This is a genomic window from Actinomadura sp. 9N215 (genome assembly GCF_044326345.1).
In the GTDB taxonomy this organism is placed as follows: Bacteria; Actinomycetota; Actinomycetes; order Streptosporangiales; family Streptosporangiaceae; genus Spirillospora.
Window position 1 is genome coordinate 95,672 of record NZ_JBIRBA010000002.1, and the last position, 26,339, is coordinate 122,010.

General features: G+C 72.8%; 23 protein-coding genes. 14 read left to right on the forward strand and 9 right to left on the reverse strand.

The annotated features are described in order from the left end of the window. Window positions 1-60 precede the first annotated feature (60 nt). From ACH34T_RS03180 to ACH34T_RS03195, 4 genes are read left to right on the forward strand one after another with little or no spacing between them, the layout of a single operon-like run. Window positions 61-1,686 carry an ABC transporter substrate-binding protein gene (locus ACH34T_RS03180; RefSeq protein WP_395990408.1) on the forward strand — a complete coding sequence of 542 codons (1,626 nt, stop codon included), beginning with the start codon at window positions 61-63 and terminating at the stop codon, window positions 1,684-1,686. Beyond that, window positions 1,671-2,711: an ABC transporter permease gene (locus ACH34T_RS03185; RefSeq protein WP_395990409.1), complete on the forward strand. Its 1,041-nt coding sequence runs from the start codon at window positions 1,671-1,673 to the stop codon at window positions 2,709-2,711. The genes ACH34T_RS03180 and ACH34T_RS03185 overlap by 16 nt, the downstream gene beginning before the upstream one ends. A 2-nt stretch (window positions 2,712-2,713) precedes the next feature. Continuing rightward, window positions 2,714-3,607 carry an ABC transporter permease gene (locus tag ACH34T_RS03190; RefSeq protein ID WP_395990410.1) on the forward strand — a complete coding sequence of 298 codons (894 nt, stop codon included), beginning with the start codon at window positions 2,714-2,716 and terminating at the stop codon, window positions 3,605-3,607. Next, complete coding sequence (locus ACH34T_RS03195; RefSeq protein WP_395990411.1) at window positions 3,604-5,229, forward strand: dipeptide ABC transporter ATP-binding protein; 1,626 nt, start codon at window positions 3,604-3,606, stop codon at window positions 5,227-5,229. Before ACH34T_RS03190 ends, ACH34T_RS03195 begins: the two co-directional genes overlap by 4 nt. On the opposite strand, the gene ACH34T_RS03200 is transcribed toward ACH34T_RS03195, so the two are convergent. From ACH34T_RS03200 to ACH34T_RS03215, 4 genes are all read right to left on the reverse strand, one after another. Continuing rightward, the gene (locus ACH34T_RS03200) at window positions 5,214-6,212 is read right to left on the reverse strand and encodes an aldo/keto reductase (protein WP_395990412.1); all 999 of its coding nucleotides are present in this window, start codon (window positions 6,210-6,212) and stop codon (window positions 5,214-5,216) included. The two genes, ACH34T_RS03195 and ACH34T_RS03200, sit on opposite strands and share 16 nt — an antisense overlap. 49 nt (window positions 6,213-6,261) lie before the next feature. Beyond that, window positions 6,262-6,804: a hypothetical protein gene (locus tag ACH34T_RS03205; RefSeq protein WP_395990413.1), complete on the reverse strand. Its 543-nt coding sequence runs from the start codon at window positions 6,802-6,804 to the stop codon at window positions 6,262-6,264. Window positions 6,805-6,902: 98 nt separating this feature from the next. Further along, window positions 6,903-9,788 (reverse strand): LuxR C-terminal-related transcriptional regulator, encoded by a 2,886-nt coding sequence (locus tag ACH34T_RS03210; protein WP_395990414.1) that lies wholly within the window; start codon window positions 9,786-9,788, stop codon window positions 6,903-6,905. Between the two features lie 45 nt (window positions 9,789-9,833). After that, window positions 9,834-10,427, reverse strand: a complete 594-nt coding sequence (locus ACH34T_RS03215) for a TetR/AcrR family transcriptional regulator (RefSeq protein WP_395990415.1) — start codon at window positions 10,425-10,427, stop codon at window positions 9,834-9,836. A gap of 174 nt (window positions 10,428-10,601) precedes the next feature. Between ACH34T_RS03215 and ACH34T_RS03220 the strand changes: the two genes are divergently transcribed. After that, window positions 10,602-12,092 (forward strand): MFS transporter, encoded by a 1,491-nt coding sequence (locus tag ACH34T_RS03220; protein ID WP_395990416.1) that lies wholly within the window; start codon window positions 10,602-10,604, stop codon window positions 12,090-12,092. 81 nt (window positions 12,093-12,173) lie between these two features. Here ACH34T_RS03220 and ACH34T_RS03225 read toward each other — a convergent pair whose 3' ends face one another. Further along, window positions 12,174-12,932 (reverse strand): BTAD domain-containing putative transcriptional regulator, encoded by a 759-nt coding sequence (locus tag ACH34T_RS03225; RefSeq protein WP_395990417.1) that lies wholly within the window; start codon window positions 12,930-12,932, stop codon window positions 12,174-12,176. Window positions 12,933-13,374: 442 nt separating this feature from the next. Here ACH34T_RS03225 and ACH34T_RS03230 point away from each other — a divergent pair, with 442 nt between their 5' ends. The 7 genes from ACH34T_RS03230 to ACH34T_RS03260 all read left to right on the forward strand — a co-directional run bounded on the left by ACH34T_RS03230 (window position 13,375) and on the right by ACH34T_RS03260 (window position 18,647). Beyond that, window positions 13,375-14,577 (forward strand): cytochrome P450, encoded by a 1,203-nt coding sequence (locus ACH34T_RS03230; protein WP_395990418.1) that lies wholly within the window; start codon window positions 13,375-13,377, stop codon window positions 14,575-14,577. 5 nt (window positions 14,578-14,582) lie between these two features. Beyond that, a complete protein-coding gene (locus tag ACH34T_RS03235; RefSeq protein WP_395990419.1) occupies window positions 14,583-14,777 on the forward strand; it encodes a ferredoxin in 195 nt (64 codons plus the stop codon). An 81-nt stretch (window positions 14,778-14,858) separates the two neighbouring features. Beyond that, window positions 14,859-16,055 (forward strand): cytochrome P450, encoded by a 1,197-nt coding sequence (locus ACH34T_RS03240; protein ID WP_395990420.1) that lies wholly within the window; start codon window positions 14,859-14,861, stop codon window positions 16,053-16,055. A 13-nt stretch (window positions 16,056-16,068) separates the two neighbouring features. Next, on the forward strand, window positions 16,069-16,278 hold the full coding sequence (locus ACH34T_RS03245) for a ferredoxin (RefSeq protein WP_395990421.1): 210 nt from the start codon (window positions 16,069-16,071) through the stop codon (window positions 16,276-16,278). 110 nt (window positions 16,279-16,388) lie between these two features. Next, window positions 16,389-17,207: a DUF1684 domain-containing protein gene (locus tag ACH34T_RS03250; RefSeq protein ID WP_395990422.1), complete on the forward strand. Its 819-nt coding sequence runs from the start codon at window positions 16,389-16,391 to the stop codon at window positions 17,205-17,207. A gap of 1 nt (window position 17,208) precedes the next feature. Then, a complete protein-coding gene (locus tag ACH34T_RS03255; RefSeq protein WP_395990423.1) occupies window positions 17,209-18,234 on the forward strand; it encodes an LLM class flavin-dependent oxidoreductase in 1,026 nt (341 codons plus the stop codon). Between the two features lie 80 nt (window positions 18,235-18,314). Next, window positions 18,315-18,647: a cupin domain-containing protein gene (locus ACH34T_RS03260; protein WP_395990424.1), complete on the forward strand. Its 333-nt coding sequence runs from the start codon at window positions 18,315-18,317 to the stop codon at window positions 18,645-18,647. 88 nt (window positions 18,648-18,735) lie between these two features. On the opposite strand, the gene ACH34T_RS03265 is transcribed toward ACH34T_RS03260, so the two are convergent. The 4 genes from ACH34T_RS03265 to ACH34T_RS03280 are packed head-to-tail and all read right to left on the reverse strand — an operon-like array spanning window position 18,736 to window position 22,525. After that, entirely contained in the window at window positions 18,736-19,812 is a 1,077-nt protein-coding gene (locus ACH34T_RS03265) for an LLM class flavin-dependent oxidoreductase (RefSeq protein WP_395990425.1), read from the reverse strand. A 39-nt stretch (window positions 19,813-19,851) separates the two neighbouring features. After that, on the reverse strand, window positions 19,852-20,691 hold the full coding sequence (locus tag ACH34T_RS03270) for an ABC transporter ATP-binding protein (protein ID WP_395990426.1): 840 nt from the start codon (window positions 20,689-20,691) through the stop codon (window positions 19,852-19,854). Then, a complete protein-coding gene (locus ACH34T_RS03275) occupies window positions 20,675-21,721 on the reverse strand; it encodes an ABC transporter substrate-binding protein (RefSeq protein ID WP_395990427.1) in 1,047 nt (348 codons plus the stop codon). The genes ACH34T_RS03270 and ACH34T_RS03275 overlap by 17 nt, the downstream gene beginning before the upstream one ends. 24 nt (window positions 21,722-21,745) lie before the next feature. Beyond that, window positions 21,746-22,525, reverse strand: coding sequence for an ABC transporter permease (locus ACH34T_RS03280; RefSeq protein ID WP_395990428.1), 780 nt, complete (start codon window positions 22,523-22,525; stop codon window positions 21,746-21,748). A 230-nt stretch (window positions 22,526-22,755) separates the two neighbouring features. Between ACH34T_RS03280 and ACH34T_RS03285 the strand changes: the two genes are divergently transcribed. Next, window positions 22,756-25,137 (forward strand): AAA family ATPase, encoded by a 2,382-nt coding sequence (locus tag ACH34T_RS03285; RefSeq protein WP_395990429.1) that lies wholly within the window; start codon window positions 22,756-22,758, stop codon window positions 25,135-25,137. Between the two features lie 62 nt (window positions 25,138-25,199). Next, complete coding sequence (locus tag ACH34T_RS03290) at window positions 25,200-26,120, forward strand: SAM-dependent methyltransferase (RefSeq protein WP_395990430.1); 921 nt, start codon at window positions 25,200-25,202, stop codon at window positions 26,118-26,120. Window positions 26,121-26,339 lie beyond the last annotated feature (219 nt).

Below are 26,339 nucleotides of genomic sequence, written 5' to 3' on the forward strand. Positions count from 1 at the left end.
GATCGATCCTGCCGAGCCGAGCGACGAAGGATGAGGATGCACAGCGGGCCGAGGTATCGAATGAGGAAACCGGCCGCCAGGGCGGCCATCGGCGCGACGCTGCTGGCGGCGGGCGCCGCCTGTTCGGCGCAGGCGGGCGGCACCGGGGCGGCCGGGCCGCCGCGCGACGGCGGCGCGCTGCGGCTGGCCGTCGAGCGTGAACCCGAATGCCTGGACCCGCACCAGAGCCCCACCGAGGCGGCCCGGCTGCTCACCCGTCCCCTGGTGGACTCCCTCGTCCACCAGGACGCCCGCGGTGGCCTGCACCCCTGGCTCGCGGCCCGGTGGACGATCTCCAAGGACCGGCGGACCTACACCTTCGACCTTCGCCAGGACGTCGCCTTCACCGACGGCGAGAGGTTCGACGCGGCGGCGGTCGTCGCCAACCTCGACCACGTCGTGGCCCCCGCGACCAAGTCGCTGCTGGCCTCCAGCCTGATCGCCGCGTACGACTCGTCCCGCGCGGTCGGCGCCCACACCGTCGAGGTCAAGCTGAAGACCCCCGACTCGGGGTTCCTCGGCGCGCTGGCGCTGCCCAACCTGGGCATGCTCGCGCCCCGCACCCTCAAGGGCTCGCCGTCCGCGCTGTGCGCCAAGATCGTCGGCACCGGCCCGTACCGCAGCGACGCCGGTCTGGTGCCGCAGAAGGGCATCGACTACGTCCGGAACCCCCGCTACGCCTGGGCCCCGAAGTCCGCGCGGCACAGCGGGCCCGCGCGGCTCGACCGCATCGAGGTGCGGACCGTGCCCGACGGGCCGTCCCGGCTCGGGGCGCTCACCAGCGGCCAGGTGGACGCGGTCACCGACCTGTCGCCCCTCGACGTGCGCCGGCTCAAGAAGACCCCCGGGTTCACGGTGCGGTCGCGGGCGTATCCCGGCGTCAACTTCAGCTACTGGCCCAACACCGCCAAGGGGCCGCTCACCGACCCGAACGTCCGCAAGGCGCTGCGCGCCGGCATCGACTGGGCGCAGATCGTCAAGAACGTGTACTTCGGCGTCAACGAACCGGCCCGCGGCGTGCTGTCCTCGACCACACCGGGCTATCTCGCGCCGCCCGCCGCCGCGTACGCCCACGACCCGGCCGGCGCGGCCCGCCTGCTCGACCAGGCCGGGTGGACCGGACGCGACGCGGCCGGCTACCGCACCAAGGACGGCAAGCGGCTGACGCTGCTGCACCTGTGGTCCGACGGCTCCATCGCCGACCTGGCCGCGCAGGCGCAGTCGGCCGCCAAGCGGCTGGGCATCGAGATCGTCGAGCGCAACGTCGACGGGGGCACCTACGTCAAACGGCTCCTCGCCGGCGACTACGACCTGCTCGACACCAGCTTCTCCCAGCCGGGACCCGAGGTGCTGCGGGTGATGTTCGGCAAGGCCAACATCCCCACCGCCGGACGGGGCGTCGCCAACAACATCTCGCGCTACGACAGCCCCGCCGCGGAGGCCGCCTTCGACCGGGCGATGAAGGCGGGCGACCAGGCCACGGGGTTCCGCGTCTACGGCGAAGTGCAGCGGCTCGTGACCGACGACGCCGCGGTGTTCCCGATCTACTCGCCGCTGTCGACGCTGGCGGGCGGCGAGCGGGTCAAGGAGGTCGGCTTCAACGCCGACGGGACCCCCGACTTCTACGGCGCATGGCTGACCTCCTGAAGGCGGACCACGGAACGGACGCCGCGGACCACGGTGCGGAGGCCGCGGACCACGGTGCGGAGGCCGCGCCGTCCGCCCCCCGCCGCCGCGGCCTCCGGTCGGCGCGCCTGGCGGCCGAGCGGGTCGCGGCGTCGGCGGCGGTGCTGTGGGGCGCGGTCACCGCGACGTTCCTGCTGCTGCACGTGATGCCGGGCGGCACCGCCGACGTGCTGCTCGCCCGCTCGACGGTCGGGCCCCAGGTCCGCGCGCGGATCAGCGCCGAGTACCGGCTCGACGACCCGCTGACCACGCAGTACCTCGCCTACCTCGGCCGGACGCTGCGCGGCGACTTCGGCGACTCGTACGTGCTGCGGCGCCCGGTGTGGGACGTGATCGGCTCCCAGTTGCCCGCCACCGGCCTGCTGCTGGCCGCCACCATGGTCACGACGGTGGTGCTGGCCGTGCCGCTCGCGGTGGTCAGCGCGGGGCGCAACAGATGGGTGCGCTCGGCGTTCGCCGCCGCCGAGGCCCTGGTGGTCGCCCTGCCGCCGTTCTGGCTGGGCCTGCTGCTGCTGACCGTGTTCTCCTTCGGGCTGGGCTGGTTCCCGGCCATCGGCTCGTCCGGCCCGGCGGGCCTGGTGCTGCCCACCCTCGCGCTGGCCGCGGCGCCGACCGCCCTGGTGACGCGGGTCCTGCGCGAAGGGCTGCTGCGCGCGCTGGACGAGCCGTTCGTGGTGACGGCGCGGTCGCGGGGCGTCGGCGAGATCGCGCTGCGCGTGCGGCACGTCCTGCGGCACGCGCTCATCCCCGCCACGACGGTGCTCGGCTGGATCGCCGGCTCCCTCATCGGCGGCGCGGTCGTCATCGAGATCGTGTTCTCCCGGCAGGGCGTCGGCCGGCTGGTGCTGTCGGCGGTGCAGAACCGGGACATGCCGGTGGTGACCGCCGTGGTGCTGCTCGCCGCGCTGGTCTTCGTGGTGGTGACCGTCGCGGTGGACCTGCTCGGCCTGCTCATCGACCCGCGCACCCGCGACACCCGGAGGTGACCGTGACCTACCACCCGGACGGGAAGACGCCCGCCCCCACGATCGGCGTGCCCGCGGGACCGGACGGCGCCCGCGGGCGGCGCCCCGGGCGGCGCGCGACCGCCGGCTTCCGGCTGGGCCTGGCCGTGCTCATCCTGCTGGCGGCCATGGTGGCGTTCCCCGGCCTGTTCACCGGGGCCGACCCGAACGCCGCCGTCCTGGAGGCCACCCTCCGCCCGCCCGGCCCCGGGCACTGGCTGGGCACCGACCAGAACGGCCGGGACCTGTACGCCCGGATCGTCTACGGGGCACGGCCGTCGCTGCTGATCGGCACCACCGCCGTCGCGCTGGCGCTCGCCGGCGGGATCGTGGTCGGCGTCGTCGCCGCGCAGTTCGGACGGCTGGTCGACCAGCTCCTCGCCCGGTCCCTCGACGTGATCCTGTCGGTGCCAGGCCTGCTGCTGGTGTTCCTGGTAGTGGCGGTGCTCGGGCCCGGGTCCGGCAGCGCCACCGTGGGGCTCGCGGTGATCACGCTGCCCGGTTTCGCCCGGGTGGTGCGGGCCGAGGTGATCACCTTGCGCGGGTCGGCGTACGTGGAGGCCGCGCACGGGTTCGGCTGGACCCGCGTCCAGGTGATCGTCCGGCATGTGGTGCCCAACGCGGTGGGCCCGGTGCTGGCGCTCGGCACGGTGACCCTCGGCGCGATGATCGTGGCGGGCTCGTCGCTGAGCTTCGTCGGGCTCGGCCCGCAGCCGCCCACCGCCGAGTGGGGGGCGATGCTGGCGGGCAGCCGTGAGCTGCTGGGCGTCGCCTGGTGGCCCGCCGCCTTCCCCGGCGCCGCGATCACGGCGTCGGTCCTGGCCGTCACGGCCGTGGGACAGCATTTGCAGCGGCGGGGCGACGGGAGCACGCGGTGAGATCACAAGCGGCGCGGGATGCCGCAGTGCCGGACGGCGCCGCCGCACCGCTGGTCTCCGTCCGGAACCTGAGCGTGACGTTCGAGGGGACGCGGCGCCGCGTCGCGGCCGTCCGGGACGTCTCGATGGAGATCGCCCCCGGCTCGGTGGTGGCGATCGTCGGCGAGTCGGGCTCGGGCAAGAGCGTCACCGCTCGCGCCCTCGTCGGGCTGGCGGGCGACGACGCCGTGGTGCGCGCGGACGAACTCGCCTTCGGCGGCCGCGACCTGCGCGCCTTCACCAGGCGGGACTGGCGGGCGCTGCGCGGCCGGCGGGCCGGCCTCGTGCTCCAGGACGCGCTCGGCTCGCTGGACCCGCTGCGGCACGTCGGCGCCGAGGTGGCCGAGGTGCTGCGCGAGCACCGCGTCGTGCCCGCCCGCGAGCTCGACGCCGAGGTGGAGCGGCTGCTCGATGCGGTGGGCGTGCCCGAGCCGCGGGTCCGCGCCCGGCAGTACCCGCACGAGCTCTCGGGCGGGCTGCGGCAGCGCGCCCTGATCGCCTCGGCGCTGGCCGGCCGCCCCGCCCTGCTGATCGCCGACGAGCCGACCACGGCGCTGGACGCCACCGTCCAGCGCCAGGTGCTCGACCTGCTGAAGGCCCGCACGGCCGACGGCACCGCGGTGCTGCTGATCAGCCATGACCTCGGCGTGGTCGCGGAGATCGCCGACCATGTGTACGTGATGAAGGACGGCCGGTTCGTGGAGGACGGGCCCGCCCGCCGTGTGCTGACCGCGCCCGCGCACCCCTACACGCGGAGCCTGGTCGAGGCCGTCGGCGCCGGGCCCGGCGAACTCCCGCCGGTGGACGCCGCCGCCGCGCCGGTACTGCGCGCAGCGAAACTGGTGAAACGCTACCGGCGGCCCGGCAGGCAGGTGCTCACCGCCGTCGACGCCGTGTCGCTGGAGGTGCGGCCCGGCGAGACGCTCGGCGTCGTCGGCGAGTCCGGGTCGGGAAAGACGACCGTCGGGCGGCTGCTGATGGGGCATGTCGGGCCCGACGCCGGCGCGGTCCAGCTGGACGGGCGGTTCTGGCGCGACCTGCGCGGCGGCGACCGCCGCCGGGAGCGCCGCCGCATCCAGATGATCTACCAGGATCCGCTCGCGTCGTTCGACCCCGGTTACACCGCGCGGCGCGTCCTGGAGGAGCCGCTGCGCGCGGTGCGCACGCCCAGGGGCGAGCGGCTCGCGCGGGTGCGCGACCTGCTGGCCGACGTCGGGCTCGGCGAGGACGTGCTCGACCGGCGGGGCCGTGAGCTGTCGGGCGGGCAGCGCCAGCGGCTGGCCATCGCCCGCGCCCTCGCGGCGTCGCCCGACGTGATCGTCTGCGACGAACCGGTGTCCGCGCTGGACGCCTCCATCCAGGCGCAGGTGCTGGAGGTGCTGCTGGACGTCCAGCGGCGCACCGGCGCGGCCTACCTGTTCATCTCCCACGACCTCGGGGTGGTGCGCAGGCTGAGCCATCGGGTCGTCGTCATGAAGGACGGCCGGGTGGTGGAGAGCGGGACGATGGAGGACGTCTTCGACCGTCCCCGGCACCCCTACACCAAGACGCTGCTGGAAGCGGTTCCTCAGTTCTCGATGTAGCGCATGCTCTGCTCGTTCCACCGCGCGCCGTGCACCTGCTCCGGCGGCACCGCCGCGCCCGCCGCCGCCAGGTCGGCGCGGGTCAGGTGCAGGAACGCCGCGTCGACGTTCTCCTCCAGGTGGGTGCGGCGCCTGGTCCCCGGGATGGGCACCACGTCCGGGCCCTGGTGGTGCAGCCAGGCCAGCGCCAGCTGCGCGGAGGTCACCCGCAGCTCGTCGGCGAGCTTGCCGAGGCGGTCGGCCAGGGGCACGTTGCGGGTCAGGTTCTCCGCGGTGAACCGGGGCAGCCCGAACCTGCGGAAGTCGCCCTCGTCCAGCCCGTCCCGCGAGCGGATCGCGCCGCTCAGGAAGCCCCGGCCCAGCGGCGCGTACGGCACCAGCGCCACGTCCAGCTCGCGGCAGGCGGCGACGATGCCGGGCTCGACGTCGCGCGACCACAGCGACCACTCGGTCTGCAACGCCGCCACCGGGTGCACCGCGGCGGCGCGGCGCAGCGTCCCCGGACCGACCTCGCACAGCCCGACCTCGCGGATCTTCCCGGCCCTGACCAGCTCGGCCATCGCGCCGACCGTCTCCTCGACGGGCACCCGCGGGTCGAGGCGGGTCAGGTAGAACAGGTCGATGTGCTCCGTGCCGAGCCGCCGCAGGGACGCCTCGCAGGCGCGGCGGACGTGTTCGGCGTCGCCGCGGATGCCCGTGCCGACACCGGAGTCCGGCCGGACCACGCCGAACTTGGTCGCCACCACGGCCTGGTCGCGCCGTCCCGCCAGGGCCCGGCCGATCAGCTCCTCGTTGGCGCCGTGCCCGTACACGTCCGCGGTGTCCAGCAGGGTCGCGCCCAGCTCCAGCGCCCGGTGGATCGTCGCGACCGACTCGGCGTCGTCGGTCGCGCCGTAGAACTCCGACATGCCCAGGCAGCCGAGGCCCTGTGCGCCGACGGTCAGGGAGCCGATCCGGCGCGGAGGAAGTCGGGTCAGGGTCATCGGGCCGCTCCCGTCGTTTCCGGTGGACGACTCATTTCCGGTAGACCACTCAGTTCCGGTAGACCACGATGGACGACTCGTAGGTGCCGTGGGCCTCGCCGACCGGGCGGAACTGGCGGAAGCCGATCGCGCCGCGCAGCGGGCCGGCGACGACCACGGCCGGGAACCCGGCGGCCTCGCCCGCGGTGAGCCGGGCGTCGTCGACCAGCCCGCCCGCGCGGATCACGTTGCCGTCCAGGAGCCGGATCTCCTCCCCGAAGTAGGCGATGAAGTGCCCGTCCTCCGGACGCCTGTAGAGCATGCGCCCGGCGCCGGCGGTGTGGCCGAGGGGCTCGCCGCCCGGCCCGAAGATCTCCAGCCTCACGGTGGCGAAGTCCTCCTCGGTGGGCGTCCCGCCGGTGGGGTCGGGGTTGTTGGACTCGTACTCGACCACCTTCTCGGTCAGGTCGTGCAGGATGAGCGAGCGCCCGTCGCCGGCCAGCTCGCCGACCCGGTCGGAGGTGGGGTCCGGCGGCGCCGCCGCCAGCGGCAGCAGGTCGCCCACCGCGTCGAGCAGCGGCGCGAACCGGTCCGGCAGTGTGCTCGCTGGCATGGCGTTCTCCTCGGGGTGAGGCAGGGAAAGGGCGGGAAGCGGGCGCGCCGCATCGAGGCCGACACTAGATCGGCCTTCTCAAAGTCCTCTAAAAGGCGCTACGCCGTCTCCGTCGGCCGTCCGGTGACGACGGCCCGCACCGGCCCCATGGTCAGTGCCAGCTCCATCCGGGAGTTGACGCCCGCCTTGCGGTAGATCCGCGTCAGGTGGACGTCCACGGTGCGCATGCTGATGCGGAGGCGGTCGGCGATCTCGCGCCGCTTCATGCCCGAGCAGATCAGCAGCGCGATCTGGCGTTCGCGCTTGGTGAGACGGCCGAACCGTTCCAGCTGACCGATGTCCGCCGTCGTCGGGACCGTCGACCGGGCGTCGGCGGCGCCGCCGGGCGCGGACTCGGCCTGGGCCGACGAGGCGGCGGACGAGGCCGGCACCCGGCGCGACAGCCAGTCGAGCATCGTCTCCGCCTTCGGCCGCTGCGCGATGTCGACGGCGAGGTTGCGGGCGCCGTGCGCCTCCGCCACGCGCCCGAGGTCGCCCAGCGCGCGCGCCATCTGGCCGAGCGCGTAGCACTGCTCGATCTGCATGCCCACCGACCCGAACCGGCCGGCGGCGTCCCGGTAGCACTCCAGGGCCTCGGCCGGCATGGACCGCGAGCGCGCCAGGTGCCCGCGCGTGAGATCGGCGTACGCCCGATGGTGCGGCAGCGGGAACAGCCGGGCGTGCTCCTCGCTGCTGGCGGCCCACTCGTCCAGCGGCAGCCCGGCGTCCAGGCCCGCCGCGCACATCAGCTCCCAGGCGACGCCCCGCATGGCCACGGGAATCGACCACAGCCCCGGCCCCTTGCCCTCGTTCAGCAGCAGGGTGACGCAGTGGTGCGGGTCGCCCTCCAGCCAGGAGCACTTGGCCAGGGCGACGGCCGCCACGCAGGCGCTGCCGTTGACGTTGCGGGTGGGCGACTGCTGGGCGAGCGCCTGCTGGGCCAGCGCCCGGGCCCGTCCGCTGCCCGGCGGCTGGAGCCACACCTCCGCCGCCGATCGCAGCGCCACCGCCTGTGCGTGCCGCAGCGAGTTGCCCGAGATCGCCTCGATGATGGCGGCGTCGGCCGAGTCGCGCGCGTGCGAGAGCAGCCCGAGCTGGCGCTCGGTCTCCGACAGCAGCACCAGCAGCGTGGGCAGCAGGTAGGCCCGCTGCGAGCGCCGGGCCAGCTCGACTCCGCGTCGTAACTGCTGGCGAGCCTCGGTGTAGCGGCCGAGGTAGTCGTTGGCCAGCGCGGTGACCAGCACGCTCTCCAGGCGCTGCGCGACCTGGTGACCCGGTGCCCGGTCGAGGCGCTCGCCGATGTCGTCCAGCAGGGCGGCGGCGCGGTCGAGATCCCGCAGCGCGGTCGCGTCCAGCGCCTGGAGGGCCAGCAGCCCGGCGCCGGTGAGGGCGTCGCCGTGGTCGAGGGCGTCGCGCAGCGCCTCGGCCACCTCGTCGGCCTCGGAGGTGCGCCCGAGCATCGTCACCCGCAGGCCGCGGGCGAACACCAGCCGCGCCCACGCCGGGGTGCCGCGGAGGTCGGGCCTCGCGATCCACTCGGTGAGCATGTCGAGCGTCTGCACGTCCTCGCTGAGCACGCCCTCCACGACGGAGACGAACGCGATCTGCTCGGCCAGCTCCGCCGGGGCGGCCGTGCAGCCGGCCTCGTGCACGGCGAACAGCAGGTCGCGGCTCTCGTGCATCCGCCCGATCCGGCCGAACGCCGTGCTGAGGGCGAGCCGGGCCCGGTCGCCCGCCGGGGTGGCCGCGGGGGCCTCGGCGATCACCGGAGTGAGCCAGGAGACGCTCTCGCTGACGTCGGTCTCCATGATCTCGTACGAGCCGTCGACGATCTGGACGAGCTCGTCGGCCCGCGCCTTCGACACCGAGCCGAGCAGGTGGAAGCCGAGGTGGGTGGCGCCGACGCCGCGGGCCGACAGCCGCTGGACGGCGCGCTTGTGGGCCCGCGCCGCCCAGCACGGGTCGATCGTGCGGCGCAGCAGGGTGCCGAAGACCTCGTCGCGGATCGAGAACACGCACTCGCCCGTCTCCGCCCTGACCAGGTCGCGCCGGGTCAGGCCGGGGATCACCGCCGACACCACCACGGCGTCGAGGCCGGCGATCTCGGCGAGCAGCTCCACGTCGAACCGGCTGCGCAGGATCGCCGCCGCGTGGAGCACGTACCGCTCGTTCAGCGTCAGGTCGCGGGTCTCGTTGAGGACCGCGAACTCGAACGGGGCGACGGCGCTGTCGTTGCCCGTCCGGGTGCTCTGCTCGAGCGCCTGCAGCGCGCGCAGGTTGAACGGGTTGCCGCCGGCGCGGCGGCGCGCCTCGTAGGACGGCGAGACCGGGCCCATCGCGATCGTCTGCTCGTCGGTGAGCGGCGCCAGCTCCAGCGAGGTCGTGCGCCCGAAGGAGACGCCGCGCGTGATCGCCTCGATGAGTTCGGTGGGGGCCTGCCGGGGCCGCAGCGACACCAGCACGTCGACCAGCGGCGCGGGGTTCCCGGCGGCCAGGTCGGCGAGTTCGGCGATGGTCCGCTCGTCGGCCAGGTGGACGTCCTCCAGCACGACGAGTTCGCGGTCGGGCCGGCCGCGGTGCGTCATGCTCGTCACCGTGCCGGGACCGGCGTCGCCGGACCGGGCGGCTCCGGCCCGCCGCGCTCCGCGCAGCAGCGCGCGGACGGCGTCGATGGCCCGTTCCCGGCCGTGCCGGGAGCACTGGTGCACGGTGGCGGGCAGGGCGGTCCACCGGCGGCTCTGCGCCAGCGCCGCCAGCAGGTGGGTCTTCCCTGAGCCCGGCTCGCCGAGCACGGCGATCAGGCGGCCCGCCGCGCCGGGCGCGGTGGTCAGCTCGCGCAGGGCGGCCAGCTCGGCCGTGCGGACGCAGTCGCTCGGGCCGGCGGGGTCGGAGGTCTGGTGAGGGTCGTGTGGGCTGTCATACGGAGAGGTGAGGGAATGTCGCATACCCGGGGCCCTCCACATATCTCTACAAAATTAGTAGGAATTGTCCTATATGCCAACCCCGATGGCGAGTCCTTCGAGTATGAGCCTCAGCAGGCGGTCGCTGTGGTCGCGGTCGGCGGGTGAGGTCTCGCGCACCCACGCCACCCCGGTGAGCAGGTCGAACAGTTCGTCGGGGGACAGGTCGGCGCGCACCCGGCCGGCCTTCTGCGCGGTGCGCAGCAGCGTCGTGCCGCTCTCGTGCATGGCGCCGCACATCTCGTGCGAGGGGGTGCCCTCGTCGTACATGCTCTGCGCCAGGATGCCGACCAGGCCGCGGAAGGTGCTGAAGTGCCGGACCGCCTGCTGCATCCACTCGACCAGGGCGTCCAGCGGATCGCGCGCCCCGGCCAGGCGCTCGGCCTGGGCGACCAGGTCGCCCAGGCCGTCGCGGGTGGCCGCCTCGACCAGTGAGGCGCGGGTGGGGAAATGGCGGTAGAGGGTGCCGATCGCGACCCCGGCCTGCCCCGCGATCTCCTCCAGCGACGCCTGCGCGCCGGCGTCCTCGAACGCCTTGCGGGCGGCGGCCAGGATCGCGTCGTAGTTGCGCGCTCCGTCCGCCCGCTTGGGGCGCCGGGCGATGTGCGGCACATCGTCGGTCATGGCACACCCTTCCGCATTGACTACCTGAGGCTACCTCAGGTTAACTTGTCGGAGACAACCTGAGGTTGCCTCGACATACTACCCGGCCGCCTCCGGCCGTCCGGTCGGCCGTCCCGCCGCCCGTCGACGGCCTCCAGTCGCCCGAACGAGCGGTCCTGAACGAGCGGAGGTTCGATGAGCGCAGACACCGGCATCGAGACCGATGGGACGCGGGCCGGCCCGGGTCCCTCCAAGGCGTGGGGACTGGTCCTCGTCGCCATCGTGGGCGCCGAGTTCATGCTGCAGCTGGACGGCACGATCGTGAACGTCGCGCTGCCCGATCTCCAGGACGACCTGCGGTTGTCGGCCGCGTCCGGATCGTGGGTCCCCAACACCTTCCTGCTGGCCTTCGGCGGCCTGCTGCTGCTGGCCGGACGGCTGGGCGACGTGCTCGGGCACCGCCGGGTGTTCGTCGCGGGCGTCGCGCTGATCGTGGTGGCCTCGCTGATCGCGGGGCTGGCCACCAACCTGGGCCTGCTGCTGACCGGCCGCGCGCTGCAGGGCGCGGGCGCCGCGCTCGCCGGGCCGACCGGGCTGGCCCTGCTGGCGACCGTGTTCGAGGGCGCGCGCCAGCAGCGCGCGTTCGGCCTGTACTCCACCATCACCGGCCTCGGCGCGTCGGCGGGCATGGTGCTGGGCGGCGTGCTCACCTGGGCCGGCGACTGGCGATGGAGCCTGCTGGTGAACGTCCCGGTCGGACTGGCCGTCATCGCGGCCGCCGTCACCGCCATCGGCCTGAAGGACGAGGCCACCCGCTCCCGCCCGCTCGGCCTGCCCAGCGCCGCCGTGGTGACCGGCGCGCTCACCCTCGCCGTGTACGGACTGGTGCACGCCACCACGGCGGGCTGGGCCGACACCTGGACCGTCACGCCGCTGGCCGCCTCGGCGATCCTGTGGCTCCTGCTGCCCGTGGTCGACTCCCGGGCCGCCGAACCGCTGTTGCCCGCCGCCGTGTTCGCCGACCGCGACCGTGCCGCCGCGTTCCTGAACCTGCTGCTGCTGGCGCTGGTGCTCACCAGCTTCCTGATCTACCTGGTGCAGTACCTCCAGGGCGTCCTGGAACTGGACGCGCTGGAGAGCGGTCTCGGCATCCTGCCGTTCGGCCTGGCCCTGCTGGTCACCACGCAGTGGCTCACCAAGCGGCTGGCCAAGATCGACCTGAAGGCGCGGGCGGTGGCCGGGCTGGTGCTGGTGCTGGCCGGGGTGCTGTGGCTGTCGCGGCTGGACGGCGGCAGCGACTACCTGACCGGTGTGCTCCCGCCGCTGCTGGTGATGGGCGCGGGCGTCGGAGTGGCGATCATCCCGTTCAACATGATCATCCTGACCACGGCGCCCGCGGAGTACGCCGGGGTGACCGCGGGGCTGCTCCAGACCGCGCTGACCATCGGCGGCTCGCTCGGCCTCGGGCTGCTGCTGATTCCCTTCACCCGCGACGGGCGCGGGCCCGCCGACAACATCTCCGCGGTGTTCGGCTGGGCCGCGCTGGTCACCGCGGCGTCGATCGTGCTGGCGCTGCTGCTCTGGTTCGGCCCGGGCGCGCGGCGCCGCGCGGACGGCGCACCGCGGACCGCGCCGGACGACCCGGCGGACGCGGGGGAGACCGCCTCCACGGTCGAAGAGGGCTGACGGAGGTGGCCTTCCCCGCTGGGACTTCCGGGTGGACCTGCCGGCGGCGACCCGGGGACGTCGTGCGGCGCCCCGCAGCGGTCAGCTGGCCACCCGGAAGTCGTCGGCGTCCGCCCGGAGGATCGCGGCCTGGAGCCGGTACATCGTGGCGCGCGGGTCCAGGCCGAGTTCCTCCCGCAGCGCGCGGCGCGCCGACTGGAACACCTCAAGCGCCTCCGCGCGGCGGCCGGACCGGAACAACGCCAGCATCAGCTGCTCCCGCAACGTCTCGTTGAGCGGGTTCTCGTCCACCCACACCGACAGGTCGCCGATCAGCTCGCGGTGCCGGCCCACCCGCAGCGAGCACTGCGCGACCGCCTCCCGGCACTCCAGCCGGGTCTCCTCCGCCCACCGGACGAAGGCGCCGATGAACAGGCCGTCGCCGACGCCCGCGAGCACCGGCCCGCGGAAGAGCCCGACCGCCTCCTGGAACGCCGCCAGCGCGCGCTCGGGGTCGTCGTCGAGGAGCATCCGTCCCTCCTCGTGCAACCGGCGCAGCCGCACCGAGTCGATGGAGTCCTCGTCGGCCTCCAGGCGGTAGCCCTGCCCGTGGGTGCGGACGACCGCGCCGGCGGAGAGGCCCGCCAGGGCCTTGCGCAGCTGCGACACGTAGACGTGCAGCGCCGCGCGGCACCGGCGGGGCGGCGAATCCCCCCACAGCTGGAGCATCAGATGGTCTGTGGACACCGGTTGGTTCGCGCGTATCAGCAGCGTCGCGAGCAGGGTCTCCACCTTCGGCGTGTTGAAGGCGCGGAACTCGGACTCGACCAGGCGCAGCGGACCGAGCAGTTCGTATTGCATGACTCTCCTCAGGCGCACAAGGTTGCTCGGGCAGGACCAGGGGCGGCGGACCGGTCGTCCGCGTCTCCTTGGCGATCGACAAAGGAATTCTGAGGCCGCCCGGCCGCGCGCACATCAGAGAAAGTGCGTACGAACCCCGGCCTGGAAGTACGTACGCGGCAACTCCCTGAGCAAGGACCGGCTGGTCCTGTCGCCTCCAGGGCCGGCCATGTGAGGACGCTCACGGCGCGCCGTGCGACGTCAGGTCGCCGAATATCCGACGCGGTGTTAAATGCGCCAAGGTCCGAGTGCCAATGTCATGCACGGATGGCCGGGCCCAGCGTATGAACAGGGCTAAAACAGTTCTAAAGGTGGCGTTGTCTCTCGCGCAATCGGATGTCTAGTGTGACGGTCGCCGCCTGCTATAGGCGGCGTTCCATTGCGTCTTCCCAGGATGGACGAAATGACTCAGGCCGGAATGGCGACGGCTCCCCCGTACCCGCAGAAGCGCACCTGCCCTTACGAGCCCCCGCCCGGATATCAGCGGATCGGCGAGGCCGGACCCGTCCTCAAGGTGACCCTGTACGACGGGCGCGAGGCGTGGATGATCACGGGTTACCGGGAGGCGCGGGAGGTCCTCACCCACCCGAACCTGTCCTCGCAGCGTACCCATCCCGGGTTTCCCATCGTCGCGCCGAGGTTCCGGTCGCAGATCGCGCGCAGCCTCGCGCTCATCGCGATGGACCCGCCGGACCACGACATCTACCGCCGGTACCTCAATCCCCACTTCAGCCTCAAGTCGGTCCGCCGGATGCGCCCGGCCATCGAGGAGATCGTCGCCGGGTACCTCGACGCCATCGTCGAGCAGGGGCCGCCGGCGGACCTCGTCCCGGCCCTGATCGTGCCCCTGCCGTCCCTGGTGATCTGCCGCCACCTGGGCGTCCCCTACGAGGACCACGACTTCTTCCAGGACGCCAGCGGCAAGGTGATGCTGGGCACCGAGGAGGAGTCGGGCCGGGCCGCGCAGGATCTGGTCGACTACATCGACCGGCTGGTCACCCAGAAGATCAAGGCCCCGGACGACGCGCTGCTCGGCACGCTGGTCCGCGAGCGCGTGGCGACCGGCGACATCGGCCACGCGGAACTCGTGTCCATCGCCCTGGTGCTGCTGATCGCCGCGCACGAGACGACGTCCTCGTCGCTGGCGCTCGGCGTCATCACGCTGCTGGAGCATCCCCGCCAGCTGGCCCGGCTCCGCGAGGACCTCGACCGGCTGCCCGGAACGGTCGAGGAACTGCTGCGGTACATCGCCACCACCGACCTCGTCGCCACCCGCGTCGCCAAGGGCGACATCGAGATCGCGGGCCACCGCATCAAGGCGGGCGAGGGCGTGCTGGTGTCCGGGACGCTCGCCAACCGCGACCCCGGCGTCCATGAGCGGCCGGACGAGTTCGACATCCTGCGCGCCGACACCCACCACGTCACCTTCGGATTCGGCATCCACCAGTGCCTCGGGCAGAACCTGGCACGGCTGGAGCTGGAGATCGCCTTCCACCAGCTGCTGACCCGCCTGCCCGGGCTGCGGCTGGCCGGCCCGGTCGACGACCTGCCGATCCTCGGGGCCGGGACCGTCCAGCGGGTGCTGTCCCTGCCGGTCGAATGGTGACCGCCGTGCGGGTGCGGGCCGACCCGGAGCGGTGCATCAGCGCGGGACGTTGCATGGCCACCGCGGACGAGGTGTTCGACCAGGACGAGGACGGCCTGGTGCTGGTGCTGAGCGACCGTCCGCCGGAGGGTCTGGCCGCCCGGGTGCGCCGGGCCGCCTACCTGTGCCCGGCGGGCGCGATCACGGTCGACGACGGCTGAGGCCGACGCGCCGGAGCGCCATTGCCGGAATGTTTGGTTTTCGTGCCGAGATTCATCGCCCAGTCAGCGAGGAGGTCCAAGATGGCCGGCCCAGAGGCGATGCTCCGCTATCCACAGGACCGCACGTGTCCCTACCAGCCGTCACCCGAATACCAGGAACAGGCCGAGAAGGGCGCCCTGAACCGGGTGGAGCTGTGGAACGGCAGCACGGCATGGCTGGTGACCGGGCACGCGCAGGCCCGGGCGCTGCTCAGTGACCCGCGCATGTCGGCCGACCGGGCACGGGAGGACTTCCCGGTCGTGCTTCCCCGGTTCGAGGCGGCGATCTTCAAGCCGCTGGCGCTCATCGGGTTCGACCCGCCCACGCACACCGTCCACCGCAGGCTGCTCGCGCCCTACTTCAGCCTCCGCAGGGTCCGCGCCAGGCGCGCGGCCGTCGAGCGGGAGGCGGCGGAACTGGCGGACGCGCTGGTGCGCGAGGGCCCGCCCTCCGACCTGGTGGAGAGCTACGCGCTGCCGATCCCGTCCAGGGTGATCTCCGACCTGCTCGGGGTGCCCTACGCCGACCACGAGTTCTTCGAGGAGCGGACCGCGGGCCTGCTCCAGGCCAAGGATCCGGCCGGCGCCGAGGCCGCGGGGCAGGCGCTGTGGGACTACCTGGAACGGCTCGTCTCCGCCAAGGAGCGCGACCCGGACGGCACGCTGCTCAGCGACCTGGCCGCCCGGGTGGACGAGCGTGACCTCACCCGCGTGGACCTGCTGCGCATCGCGCTGACGCTGCTGGTCGGCGGGCACGACACCACCTCCCAGATGATCGCGATGGGCGTGGTCACCCTGCTGGACCACCCCGACCAGCTCGCCCGGCTGCGCCGCGGCGGCGAGGAGACCACCCGCGCGGTGGACGAGCTGCTGCGCATGGTGTCGGTCACCGACGTGTCCGGGGTGCGGGTGGCGACCGAGGAGGTAGAGATCGACGGGGTCGTGATCAAGCCGGGTGAGGGGATCATCGTCTCGTCCTCCACGGTGAACCGGGACGCCGCCGTCTACGACGATCCCTACGTCTTCGACGTCGGCAGGGGCTCCCGCCAGCACCTGACGTTCGGCTATGGCATCCACCAGTGCATCGGGCAGAACCTGGCACGGCTGGAACTGGAGATCGCCTACACCACCCTGTTCGACCGCGTCCCCGGCCTGCGTCTGGCCGTGCCCGTGGACGAGCTCCCCTGGCGGCGCGGCGGGACCATGCAGGGTCTGCACAAGCTTCCGGTGACGTGGTGACGGAGGGAACGGCATGAAGGTGTCCGCCGACAGGGACCGCTGCATCGGCGCCGGCCATTGCGCGATCACCGCCCCCGGCGTCTTCGACAATGGGGACGACGGCCTGGTCGTCGTCCTGACGCCCGAACCCGAGGACGGCGACCGGCAGGCCGTCGATCGCGCCGAGCGGCTCTGCCCGTCCCGGGCGATCTCACTCACGTCCACCACCGGCGGCCGGCCCTGAGCACGGCCACGGACGGGCCGTTGACCGGCGTTGAGATATTTCCTACTTTTTAGGTAGGTATTACCGGATGCTCTCCCGGGGCGGCGGGCACAGGCGATGGAGGATTTCCGATGACCGTTCACAGCACCGCGTCCGCCGAGACCGCCGCGTTCGCCGAGCAATGGCGCGAATGGCACGCCGCCAAGGAGGAACGGCTGGCCGGCAAGCACGGCTTTCTCGCCGTCACCGGACTGCACTGGTTGAACGCCGAGCCCCAGACCTTCACCGACGCCCCCGGCGCCTGGACCACCGGCCCCGGCGGCCCCGTCGTCGTCCTCGGCGAGGGCGAGGAACTGGTCGTGGACGGCCGGACCGTGCACGGCGAACACCGCTTCGGCATCATCCCGGAACGCGGCGGCGTGTTCGCCCGCTGGGGCGACGCGGTGATCGAGGTGGCCAAGCGCGGTGGGCACGACATCGTCCGCCCCCGCCATCCCGACAACCCGCTGCGCACGTCCTTCCGCGGCACGCCCGCCTACGAGCCGGACCCGCGGTGGGTGGTGACCGGCCGTTACTTCCCCCTCGACGAGCCGCGCCCCACCACGGTGGGCGCCGCCGTGGACGGTCTCGAACACGTCTACGACGCCCCCGGCCGTGTCCACTTCAACCTGGAGGGGCGCGCGCTGGCCCTCACCGCTTTCCCCGGCCACGAGCCGGGCAGCCTGGTCGTGCTGTTCACCGACGCGACGTCCGGCGTCACCACCTACGCCGCGAACCGCTCCCTGCACCTGTCCCCGGACGCGGACGGCACGGTCACGCTCGACTTCAACCGGGCCACCAACCTGCCCTGCGCCTACACCGACCTGGCGACCTGCCCGCTGCCACCGCCGGAGAACCGGCTGCCGGTGGCCGTGGAGGCCGGCGAGAAGATCCCGCACGAGCGCGCCTGACATGCCCGAGATCACCTCGCTGTCCTTCCTCACCCCGGGCAACTACGCCGACGACGACCCCTACTCCGGGCTGGAGGCGACGCTCCGGCTCTTCGAGTACGGCGAGACCGAAGGCTACGACGGCGCCTGGATCCGGCAGCGGCACCTGGAACACGGCGTCTCGTCCGCCGCCGTGTTCCTGTCCGCCGCCACGCAGCGCACCCGCCGGATCGAACTCGGCACCGGCGTCATCCCGATCGGCTACGAGAACCCGTTCCGCCTCGCCGAAGACCTGACGACCGTCGACGTCCTGTCGCGGGGACGGCTCCAGGCCGGATTCAGCACCGGGATGCCACACGCCGAACTGCTCGCGGACCTCGTCCACGACGGTGACTGGCGCGAGTACGACCTGTCCTACGGGCGCATCGGCAGAGTCCTGGAGAACCTGCGCGGCGAGTACCTCGGCGGGCCCGACACCGTCATCCACTCCCCAGGCGCCGTGCAACGTCCCCGGCTCCAGCCGTACAGCCCCGGCATCCTCGACCGTTCCTGGCTGGGCGGCACCAGCCCGCGCTCGGTCCGCTGGGCGGCCGGGAACGGGCTGAACCTGCTGACCGGCAACATCGTCCAGGGCGAGGGCCCCGACGCCCACGCCGAGCAGCAGCGTGAGCAGATCGCCCTGTACCGGGACCTGCTGCCGCCCGGACGCCCCGGCAGGATCGCGCTCGGCAGGGTGATCGTCCCGTTCGACGGCGCGGACGCGGCGACCCGCAAGCGCTACCGCGAGTACGAGGCGAGCCGGCACGAGCGCACGCTCACTGTCCACGGCGAGCAGCGCGTCCGCTTCGCCCCCGACCTCGTCGGCCCGTCCGAGGAGATCGTCGAACGGCTGCGCGCCGACGTCGCCGCGGCGGAAGTGACGGAACTGCGCCTCGAACTGCCCTACGAGTTCAGCGAGCACGACTACCGGCAGATCCTGCACGACGCCCGCACCCTGATAGCCCCCGCCTTGGGCTGGCGCTCCGCGGCCGTACCGATCGCAGGCTGACCGTGGAAAGCGAGACGCCGTCCCGGACACCGGCGAGCCGGCGCCTGGAAAGGTCTGCTCATCGTGGTGAGGGACGCGTGATGACCAGCACGGAAACCGGCTCATGGCAGCCGCTGACCAACGTCGAGGGACTTCCGCTGATCGGCGGGCGGGGCCTGGTCCGGCTCCGGTTGCGTGGAGAACAGGGGACCCTCTGGGAGGTCTTCTATCCGGCCGGTGTCCGTTCGCCCGAGCACCGGCACCGGCACGACAGCCACATCTACCTGCTGACCGGGTCCCTCGTCGGGACGGCCGGCGGTGTGCCGACACACCTCGGGCCCGGCCAGACCCTGATCCATCCGACCGGTGTCCCGCACACCGTCATGGCCGTCACCGACAGCAAGTGGCTGGAATTCACGGAGGCGATCCGATGACCGCACCGACAGGCGCCTGCCGCGTCGCCGGCTGACGGACTTCACGAACCTGTGGGCCGACCGCGGACGGCCGGACGACCGCGGACGCTCAGACCGGTACTGCGGCGAGCCGGGGGAGTACGTATTCGCCGACCCGGTACGCCTCCTCCAGGTGCGGCCAGCCGGACAGGACGAACTCCTCGATCCCGAGCCCGGCGTACTCCCGGATCAGCTCGGCGACCTCGCCGTAGGCGCCGACGAGTGCCGTCCCGGCGCCTTCGCGGACCAGGCCGACCCCGGCCCACAGGCCGGGGGAGACCTCCAGGCTCCGCGTATCGCCGCCGTGCAGGGCCGTCATGCGGTTCTGGCCCGTCGAGTCGAACCGTGCGAAACGCCGCTGAGCGGCCTCGATCCGGTCCGGGTCCATGCCCGCCAGCAGGCGCCCGGCCTCGGCCCACGCCTCCTCCGCAGTGTCCCGGGCGATCACGTGCAGCCGGATGCCCAGCCGCAGCTCGCGCCCCTGCGCGGACGCCAGGGAGCGCAGCCGGGCGGCCCGCTCGGCGATGGCGGCGGGCGGCTCGCCCCACATCAGCGCCACGTCCGCGGAATCGGCCGCGACGCGCTCGGCGGCCGGGGAGGCGCCGCCGAAATAGATCTCCGGCACGGTCGTGAGCGGGTCGGTCAGGCCGCCGTTCTCGACCCGGTAGTACTCGCCGTCGAAGTCGTAGGGGCCACCGCTCCACGTGCGGCGCAGGACTTGGAGGAACTCGGCCGTCCGGCGGTACCGGGCGTCGTGATCCAGGAAGTCGCCGTACGCCCGCTGCTCGACGGGGTCCCCGCCGGTGACGACGTTGAGCAGCAACCGCCCCCCGGAGATCTGCTGGAACGCCTGGGCCTGCTGCGCCAGCAAGGTGGGCAGCGTGAATCCCGGCCGGAAGGCCACCAGCAGTTTCAGCCGGTCGGTGTGCTGGGCGACCGCCGCGCAGACGATCCAAGGATCCGGGCATCCGGCGCCCACGGGCGTCAGGGCGGCCTCGAACCCGGCGTCCTCGGCGGCCCGCGCCACCTGGGACAGGTAGCGCACGCTGCCCGGCCGTTCCGGCGACCGGTGCGCGTCGGTGCTCATGATCGCCGTACGGACGTCGCGCCCGTCGCCGGTGGTGGGAAGGAACCAGTGGAAGCGCACGGTTGATCCTTTCTACGCGAAGTGGACGGTCTGACGGGGTCAGGCGGCGGCCGCGCGTACGGTGGCCGCGATCTTCTCCCGCAGGGCGGGGAAGCCCGGGTGGGCGTGCGGGTCCTCCTCGGCGGACGGCGCGGAGGTCTCGTCCAGGACGATCCGGCCGGGACGCCTGCTGAGGGCGATGATCCGGGTGCCGAGGACCACGGCCTCGTCCACGCTGTGCGTGACGAACAGGATGGTGGTGCCGGTCCGCCGCCAGATCCGGCGCAGTTCCTCTTGCAGGCGCTCGCGGGTGAGGGCGTCGAGGGCCGCGAACGGTTCGTCCATGAGCAGGATGCGGGGGCCGGGGGCCAGGGCTCGGGCGATCGCCGCGCGCTGTTGCATCCCCCCGGAGAGCTCGTGCGGCAGGCGCGCGGCGGATTCCGACAGGCCGACGAGGTCCAGCAGTTCGGCGGTCCGCGATCGGCGGCGGGCGGCGGGGGCACCGGTCATGCGCAGGCCGAACTCCACGTTTCTCCGCAGGTTGAGCCACGGGAAGAGGCGGGGCTGCTGGAACACGACGCCCCGGTCGGGGCCGGGCCCGGTGACCGGTTCCCCGGCCACCGCGACCTCGCCGCCGGTCGGCCTGGCGAAGCCCGCGACCAGGCGCAGCAGGGTGCTCTTCCCGCAGCCGGAGGGGCCGACGATCGTCACGAACTCGCCGCCGGCGATGTCGGCGTCGATCCCGAGCAGGGCGTCCACCGTGTCCGTGCCGCCGAACACCCCGCCGAGCCGCCGGTTCCCGCCATAGGTCAGGGACACCTCCCGCAGCGAGACGGCGGCCGCCGCGCCGCCTGAGGAACGCTGACCGTTCAGGGCGGGCCGGTCATCCGGGGAAGGCATCGGTGAGTTCCTTGGTGGCCAGACCCTGCTGGAAGACCGTCAGATCGGGCACGGAGGGGATCTTGTTCTGTGACTTGAGGAACTGGGCCGCGCTGAGCAGGTTCTGCGCGAACGCGCCCGGCCGGCCCGCCGTGCCGAGGTACTGCGGGCTCGCCTGCTGCGCGCCGTCCAGCAGGACGAGCTCGCCGATCTGCTCGGCCGCCTCGGCCGGGGACAGGTTGAGCTGGCGGCCGACCGCCGCCGCGGCCGTTCCCCTGTCGCTCCGGATCAGCTTGATCGCACGGTCCTCCTGCTGGAGCCAGATCGTCAGCGCCTTGGGATGTTCGTCGGCGAACGCCGTGCGGACCACGGCGAGGTCAGCGGTGACCTTTCCCTTGGCGGCGAGGTCCTTGCTCGTGATCAGGACTTTGCCGGTCTTCTTCAGCTGTGAGAGCACGGGCGTCCAGACGTACGCGGCGTCGATGTCGCCGCGGGTCCATGCCGCTTGGACGTCCGGTGGCTCCAGGTCGACGGTCTTCACGTCCGACTCGTCCAGCCCGGCGTCCCGCAGTGCGGTCAGCAGGCTGTAGTGCGACGTCGAGGAGAACGGTACGGCGATCTTCTTGCCCCTGAGGTCGGCGATCTTCGTGGCGGTCCGGGCGACCAGGGCCTCGTTCTCGCCGATCACGTCGAAGATCCACGGCACCTTGTACTTGATGTTCAGCGGGGCCGACAGCCCCGTGGTGACGGGGCTGGAGCCGGCCAGGCCGATGTCGATGGACCCGGCGATCATCGCGGTGTTGACGGCGCCGCCCGAGTCGAACTTCGACCAGGTGATCTTGGTGTCGGGCAGGGCCTTCTCCAGCCATTTCTGGTCCTTGACGACCAGGTCCCCGTTGGGGATGAGCTGATACCCGATGCGCAGCGTCTTCGGTGTGCCGTCGGAGTTCGTCCCGCCGCCGGCGGCGGTGGCGGCCCCCGTACCGGAGGAGCAGGCGGCCAGTCCGAGGCAGAGCGCCGCGGCGAGTACTGGGCCGAGGGTCTTGTTCATGGGTCCTTCCTGTTCGTGCGGGGTTCAGGCTTTGCCGCGCCAGGGGACGAGGCGGCGTTCGGTGAGCTGGAGCGCGGCGTCGATGAGCAGGCCGGAGGCGCCGATCGTGAGCAGGCCGAGCACCACGACGTCGGTCTGGTTGTAGCGCTGGGCGTCGCGGATCATGCCGCCGATGCCGGGCACGCCGTTGACGGTCTCGGCGGCGACGACCGTGGTGTACGCGACGCCGACGGCGACCCTGACGCCCGTGATGATCTCGGGAAGGATCGAGGGCAGGACGATCCGCAGCGGAATCTGCCACCTGCGCGCACCGAGCGAACGCGCGGCGAAGACGTAGTCCTCGTGCACCCCGCGGACGGCCTCGGCGGTGGCCACCGCGACCGGCGGCAGCGCCGCCACGAACAGCAGCGTGACCTTCGCCGCCTCGTCGATGCCGAACCAGATGATCAGCAGGCTGAAGTACGCCAGCGGAGGCAGCGTCCGGACGAAGGTCACCAGCGGGCCGAGGAGCGCCCGCACCGTCGGGACCAGGCCGATGGCCAGCCCCAGCACGACGCCGCCACCCACGCCGTAGAGGCTGCCCAGCATGATCCGGCGCAGACTGGCCAGCAGGTGCTCGTAGAGGAGATGGCCGGCGTAACCGCGCTGCCCGTCGTGGGTGGTGGACGTCTGGCCGAGCTGGTGCCACACGGACCCGGGCGAGGGGACGAAGACCTCTGACCAGATGTGCGTGGCCGCGACCCCCCACCAGATCGCCAGCAGAGCGAGCACCCCGCCCACGCGCAGCACGACGGCTCGCAGCACGCCACCCCCATTTGCTAGAAAACCAACCAAAATAGTTGGAAAAGACTAGTCCCCAACGCGGTTGCCTGCAAAGTGCCGGTTTCGGCCGATGGGCAGGTGCCGGTGGATCCCGACAGTGATCCGGCAACTCCGCGACCGCGGCGGGGCCCCGGGGGAGCCGAGTCGGGTACTGACTACACGAGCCGGGAAAGCGGGAAACCGTTCGGTTGGATGCTCAGTTTGGGGGCGTCATGCTCGTGGGAAGGGCTCGGGAGGTCGCGGAGATCGATCATCTGCTCGGGCACGCCGGGGCCGGCTCGGGCGGGGTGCTGGTGATCAGAGGGGGGCGCGGAGCCGGGAAGACGGCAGTGGCGGAGGCGGGGATGCGGGAGGCACACCGCCGTGGTTTCGAGGTCGTCCGGGCTTCGCCGGTCCGAGGGTGGCCGGGGCGTCTGGTCTGGTCCCAGTTGCTGCGCGACGCCGGCGCCCCGGAGGACATGGCCGCCGCGCTGGTAGACGATCCCGGGCCGCTGGAGCTGGACGGCGCGGCGCGATGGCTTGCCTCGGGACGCGACAGGCTGATAGTGGTCGATGACATCGACCACGGCGGCCGGGACGCGGTTGAGATGCTTTCCGTACTCGCCGGCCGGGTCGTCGCGGGCTCGACAGCGGTGCTGGCGACCTCGGGTACGCCGCTGGACGTGGGGCACGAGCTGTCTCTGCGCGGCCTCAGCGAGGAGGAGCTTGCGGCCGTCGTCGGGCCGGTCAGCGCGGACGCCGCGCATGCCCTCTGGGTGGCGTCGCGGGGGAGGCCGGGCGTGGCCAGGAGTCTGCGGGGCGAGCTGTACGGGCTCGGCGAGGATGACGACCCGCTGGTCTTCCTGGCGTTGCACGCGACGTCGGAGGCCGAGTTCCTCGATGTGGACGATGCCCTGACCAGGCTGTTGGAAGTCGCCGTTCCGAGAGCCAAGGACGACGGCGCGCGGGCGCGGGTGCTGGCCCGGCTGGCGTGGGAGCTGCTGGGCGACGCCTCGGCCGGGGCGCGGCGGCGCGAGCTGGTGGACGAGGCGCAAGCGCTGGCCCGCCGTACCGGTGATCCGCGGACATTGGCCGAGGTCCTGGACGCACGGCTGCACGCGCTGTGGGATCCGACGGCGGTGCACGATCGGCTGACCACGGCGGCCGAGATCGTCGATCTCGCGCGGGCGGCCGGGGACGACGGCCGCGAGCGGAACGGGCTGTTCTGGCGCTTCGTGGCGCTGATGGAGCTGGGCAGAGTGTCCGAGGCCGAGTCGGTGCTGGCCGCGTATGAGCGAGCGGCGAGGGCCGCCGGTGACGGCGCGGCGATGGCGATGGCGCTGTCCAGGCACGGCACGCTCGCCATCCTGCGAGGGCGCTTCGCCGAGGCGGAACAGATCGCCGGCGAGGTGGCCGAGATGGCCGAGCGGGTACGGCTGCCCGACGCCCGTCGGCTGGTCATGGCACTGCGCGGGCCGCTCGCCATGGAGCGCGACAGATCCCAGTGGCCTGACGCGGTGGAGTACTTGCGCTCCGAGGCCCGCCGCCTTCCGGGCCACTTCATCGAAGCCCTGGCGGCATGGATCATGGCGAGCCTGGGCCGCGATGCCGAGGCGAGCGCGGAGCTGGAGCGGCTGCTGCCGCGTGCACTGGCCGGGTCGGGTCCGCGCTGGGTGGGCACCATGGCCAACCTTGCCGTGGTCGCGGTCAAGACCCGCCATCGCGCGGCCGCGGCCCGGCTGTACGAGGCGCTCCTGCCGTACGAGGGCAGGCTCGTCGTGTGGGGCGGGGCGATCTCCGTCAACGGCTCGGTCGGCCACCATCTCGGCTCGCTCGCCGCCCAGCTCGGCCGGCTCGACACGGCGATCGGGCACCTGGAGGAGGCGCTCGCCCTGGAGGAGCGGATCGGCGCGCTCCCCTCGGTGGCGCACACCCTGGTCAGGCTGGCCGACACCCTGACCGCGCGGTCGGCGGCCGGGGACGCGGACGAGGCGGCGGGCCATCTGAGCCGAGCGCGGTCGATCGCCGAACGGCTCGGCATGACCACACTGCTCGAACGGCTCCAGCGGTCACCGGAGGAATGGCTGCTCCGCAAAGACGGCCAGGACTGGCTGCTAGAGGCCGGTGCCGAGCGGGCCCGGTTGCGCGACAGCCGCGGCCTGCACTATCTGCGCGCACTGCTCGCGGCGCCGGGCCGTGACATCCCGGCGCTGGATCTGGTGGCCGGCGGCGCCGGCCTGGTCGCCCCGTCCGCCGAGCCCCTCCTGGACGAGACCGCGCTGGCCGCGTACCGGCGCCGGCTGGCCCGGCTGGAGGCCGAGCTTGACACGGCCGACGAAACGGGGGACGTCGAACGGGCCGCCGCGGCGGATTCCGAACGCCAGGCCCTCGTCCACCAGCTCCGGCAGGCCAGCGGCCTGGGGGACCGGCCACGCCGGGCCTCCTCCGAGGCGGAACGGGCCCGTGTCAATGTCACCCGGACGTTGCGATCGGCGATCGAGCGGCTCGTACCGGTCGCCCCGCGAGCCGCCGCCCACCTGAGGGCGTCGATCAAGACCGGCCTGGCCTGCCGCTATGACCCGGCCCCCGGCGGTCCGCCCCGCTGGCATGTCTAACGGTACGGATCGTTCACCGCGCATTTACGCCTCACGGGTGTAGTCCGACCAGGGAGACATCCATGCAGAGCGTTACATCCGAGCAGAACGTAATCGAGGAGCAGATCACCCACTTGTGGATCCTGTCGGCCGTCGGCCGCGCCGTTGATCAGGGCCTCCTGGAAACGGCCGCGCCCGCCGACGACCCGGAGGCGGTGCTGACCCAGCGGCTGCTGCTGGAGGCCGGCCTGCTCACCCGGGACCCGATCGCCCCGAGTGAGCGGATGCTGGCCGCGGTGCCGCCGGGCGTCCCGCCCGCCGCGCTCACCGGGTACGTGCGCGAGCTGCTCGGCTTCGTCCAGCGATACGTCGAAGGGGCCGGCCGGGGCTGGGCGGAGACCGACCCCGCGCTCATCCGCTGGCGCGGGGTGTCGAGCGGGAAGATCGCCATGAGCATCTTCGGCCGGTGCTTCGCCAGGCTCAGGGGCTTTCCCGCACGGCTTGCCGCCCCCGGGGCGGGATTTCTCGACGTCGGCACAGGGGCCGGCGGGATCGCCATCGAGCTGTGCCAGCGGTTTCCGCACCTGAACGCGGTGGGCCTGGACATCAACCCGCCCGCGGTCGCGGTCGCCAAGGCCGACATCGCGGCCGCGGGTCTCGATGCGCGTATCGAGGTGCGCGAACAGTCCGTAGCCAAGATCCCGGACGTCGGCGCCTTCGACATGATCTGGGTGCCACAGCCGTTCATCAGCGCGGACATACTCGAAGAGGCCCTGCCGAAGCTGTTTCGCGCGGCCCGGCCGGGCGCCGCCCTGATCATGCTCGTGTCGGCGCACGACCACACCGGCCTCGCCGCGACCGCCACCGACCTGTGGAATCTCATGATCGGCGGCGGCACCCTCCAACCACGACCGGCGGCACTGATGCTGGAACAAGCGGGCTTCGCCCAGGTCGAGACGATCTCCAACCCCACCCAGGTAGCACTCATCGCAACCCGCCCCTGAGCTGCGATCACGCGAGGTGGGCCCGGCGAGCCGCGACTCGAACCAGCGACCCCGACCAGCGTTCGCGGGGGCTCCGGGCTGTTACTCGGCCGACGTACTGGCGAGTGACGATCAGAAGCCCCATCTGGCCGCGGTGAGCGAGCGGATGCGATCGACGGTAGTGCCGACCACAGCGACCAGGGGATGGAATGGTGTGGCTGTGAACGATCTGGGACCACT

Coding starts and splice junctions, on each gene's coding strand:
- ACH34T_RS03185 (WP_395990409.1), top strand. CDS start 1,671: ATGGCTGACCTCCTGAAGGCGGACCACGGAACGGACGCCGCGGACCAC.
- ACH34T_RS03240 (WP_395990420.1), top strand. CDS start 14,859: ATGGCCGGCCCAGAGGCGATGCTCCGCTATCCACAGGACCGCACGTGT.
- ACH34T_RS03225 (WP_395990417.1), bottom strand. CDS start 12,932: ATGCAATACGAACTGCTCGGTCCGCTGCGCCTGGTCGAGTCCGAGTTC.
- ACH34T_RS03180 (WP_395990408.1), top strand. CDS start 61: ATGAGGAAACCGGCCGCCAGGGCGGCCATCGGCGCGACGCTGCTGGCG.
- ACH34T_RS03285 (WP_395990429.1), top strand. CDS start 22,756: ATGCTCGTGGGAAGGGCTCGGGAGGTCGCGGAGATCGATCATCTGCTC.
- ACH34T_RS03220 (WP_395990416.1), top strand. CDS start 10,602: ATGAGCGCAGACACCGGCATCGAGACCGATGGGACGCGGGCCGGCCCG.
- ACH34T_RS03215 (WP_395990415.1), bottom strand. CDS start 10,427: ATGACCGACGATGTGCCGCACATCGCCCGGCGCCCCAAGCGGGCGGAC.
- ACH34T_RS03205 (WP_395990413.1), bottom strand. CDS start 6,804: ATGCCAGCGAGCACACTGCCGGACCGGTTCGCGCCGCTGCTCGACGCG.
- ACH34T_RS03270 (WP_395990426.1), bottom strand. CDS start 20,691: ATGCCTTCCCCGGATGACCGGCCCGCCCTGAACGGTCAGCGTTCCTCA.
- ACH34T_RS03275 (WP_395990427.1), bottom strand. CDS start 21,721: ATGAACAAGACCCTCGGCCCAGTACTCGCCGCGGCGCTCTGCCTCGGA.
- ACH34T_RS03250 (WP_395990422.1), top strand. CDS start 16,389: ATGACCGTTCACAGCACCGCGTCCGCCGAGACCGCCGCGTTCGCCGAG.
- ACH34T_RS03230 (WP_395990418.1), top strand. CDS start 13,375: ATGACTCAGGCCGGAATGGCGACGGCTCCCCCGTACCCGCAGAAGCGC.
- ACH34T_RS03255 (WP_395990423.1), top strand. CDS start 17,209: ATGCCCGAGATCACCTCGCTGTCCTTCCTCACCCCGGGCAACTACGCC.
- ACH34T_RS03290 (WP_395990430.1), top strand. CDS start 25,200: ATGCAGAGCGTTACATCCGAGCAGAACGTAATCGAGGAGCAGATCACC.
- ACH34T_RS03260 (WP_395990424.1), top strand. CDS start 18,315: ATGACCAGCACGGAAACCGGCTCATGGCAGCCGCTGACCAACGTCGAG.
- ACH34T_RS03210 (WP_395990414.1), bottom strand. CDS start 9,788: ATGCGACATTCCCTCACCTCTCCGTATGACAGCCCACACGACCCTCAC.
- ACH34T_RS03200 (WP_395990412.1), bottom strand. CDS start 6,212: ATGACCCTGACCCGACTTCCTCCGCGCCGGATCGGCTCCCTGACCGTC.
- ACH34T_RS03245 (WP_395990421.1), top strand. CDS start 16,069: ATGAAGGTGTCCGCCGACAGGGACCGCTGCATCGGCGCCGGCCATTGC.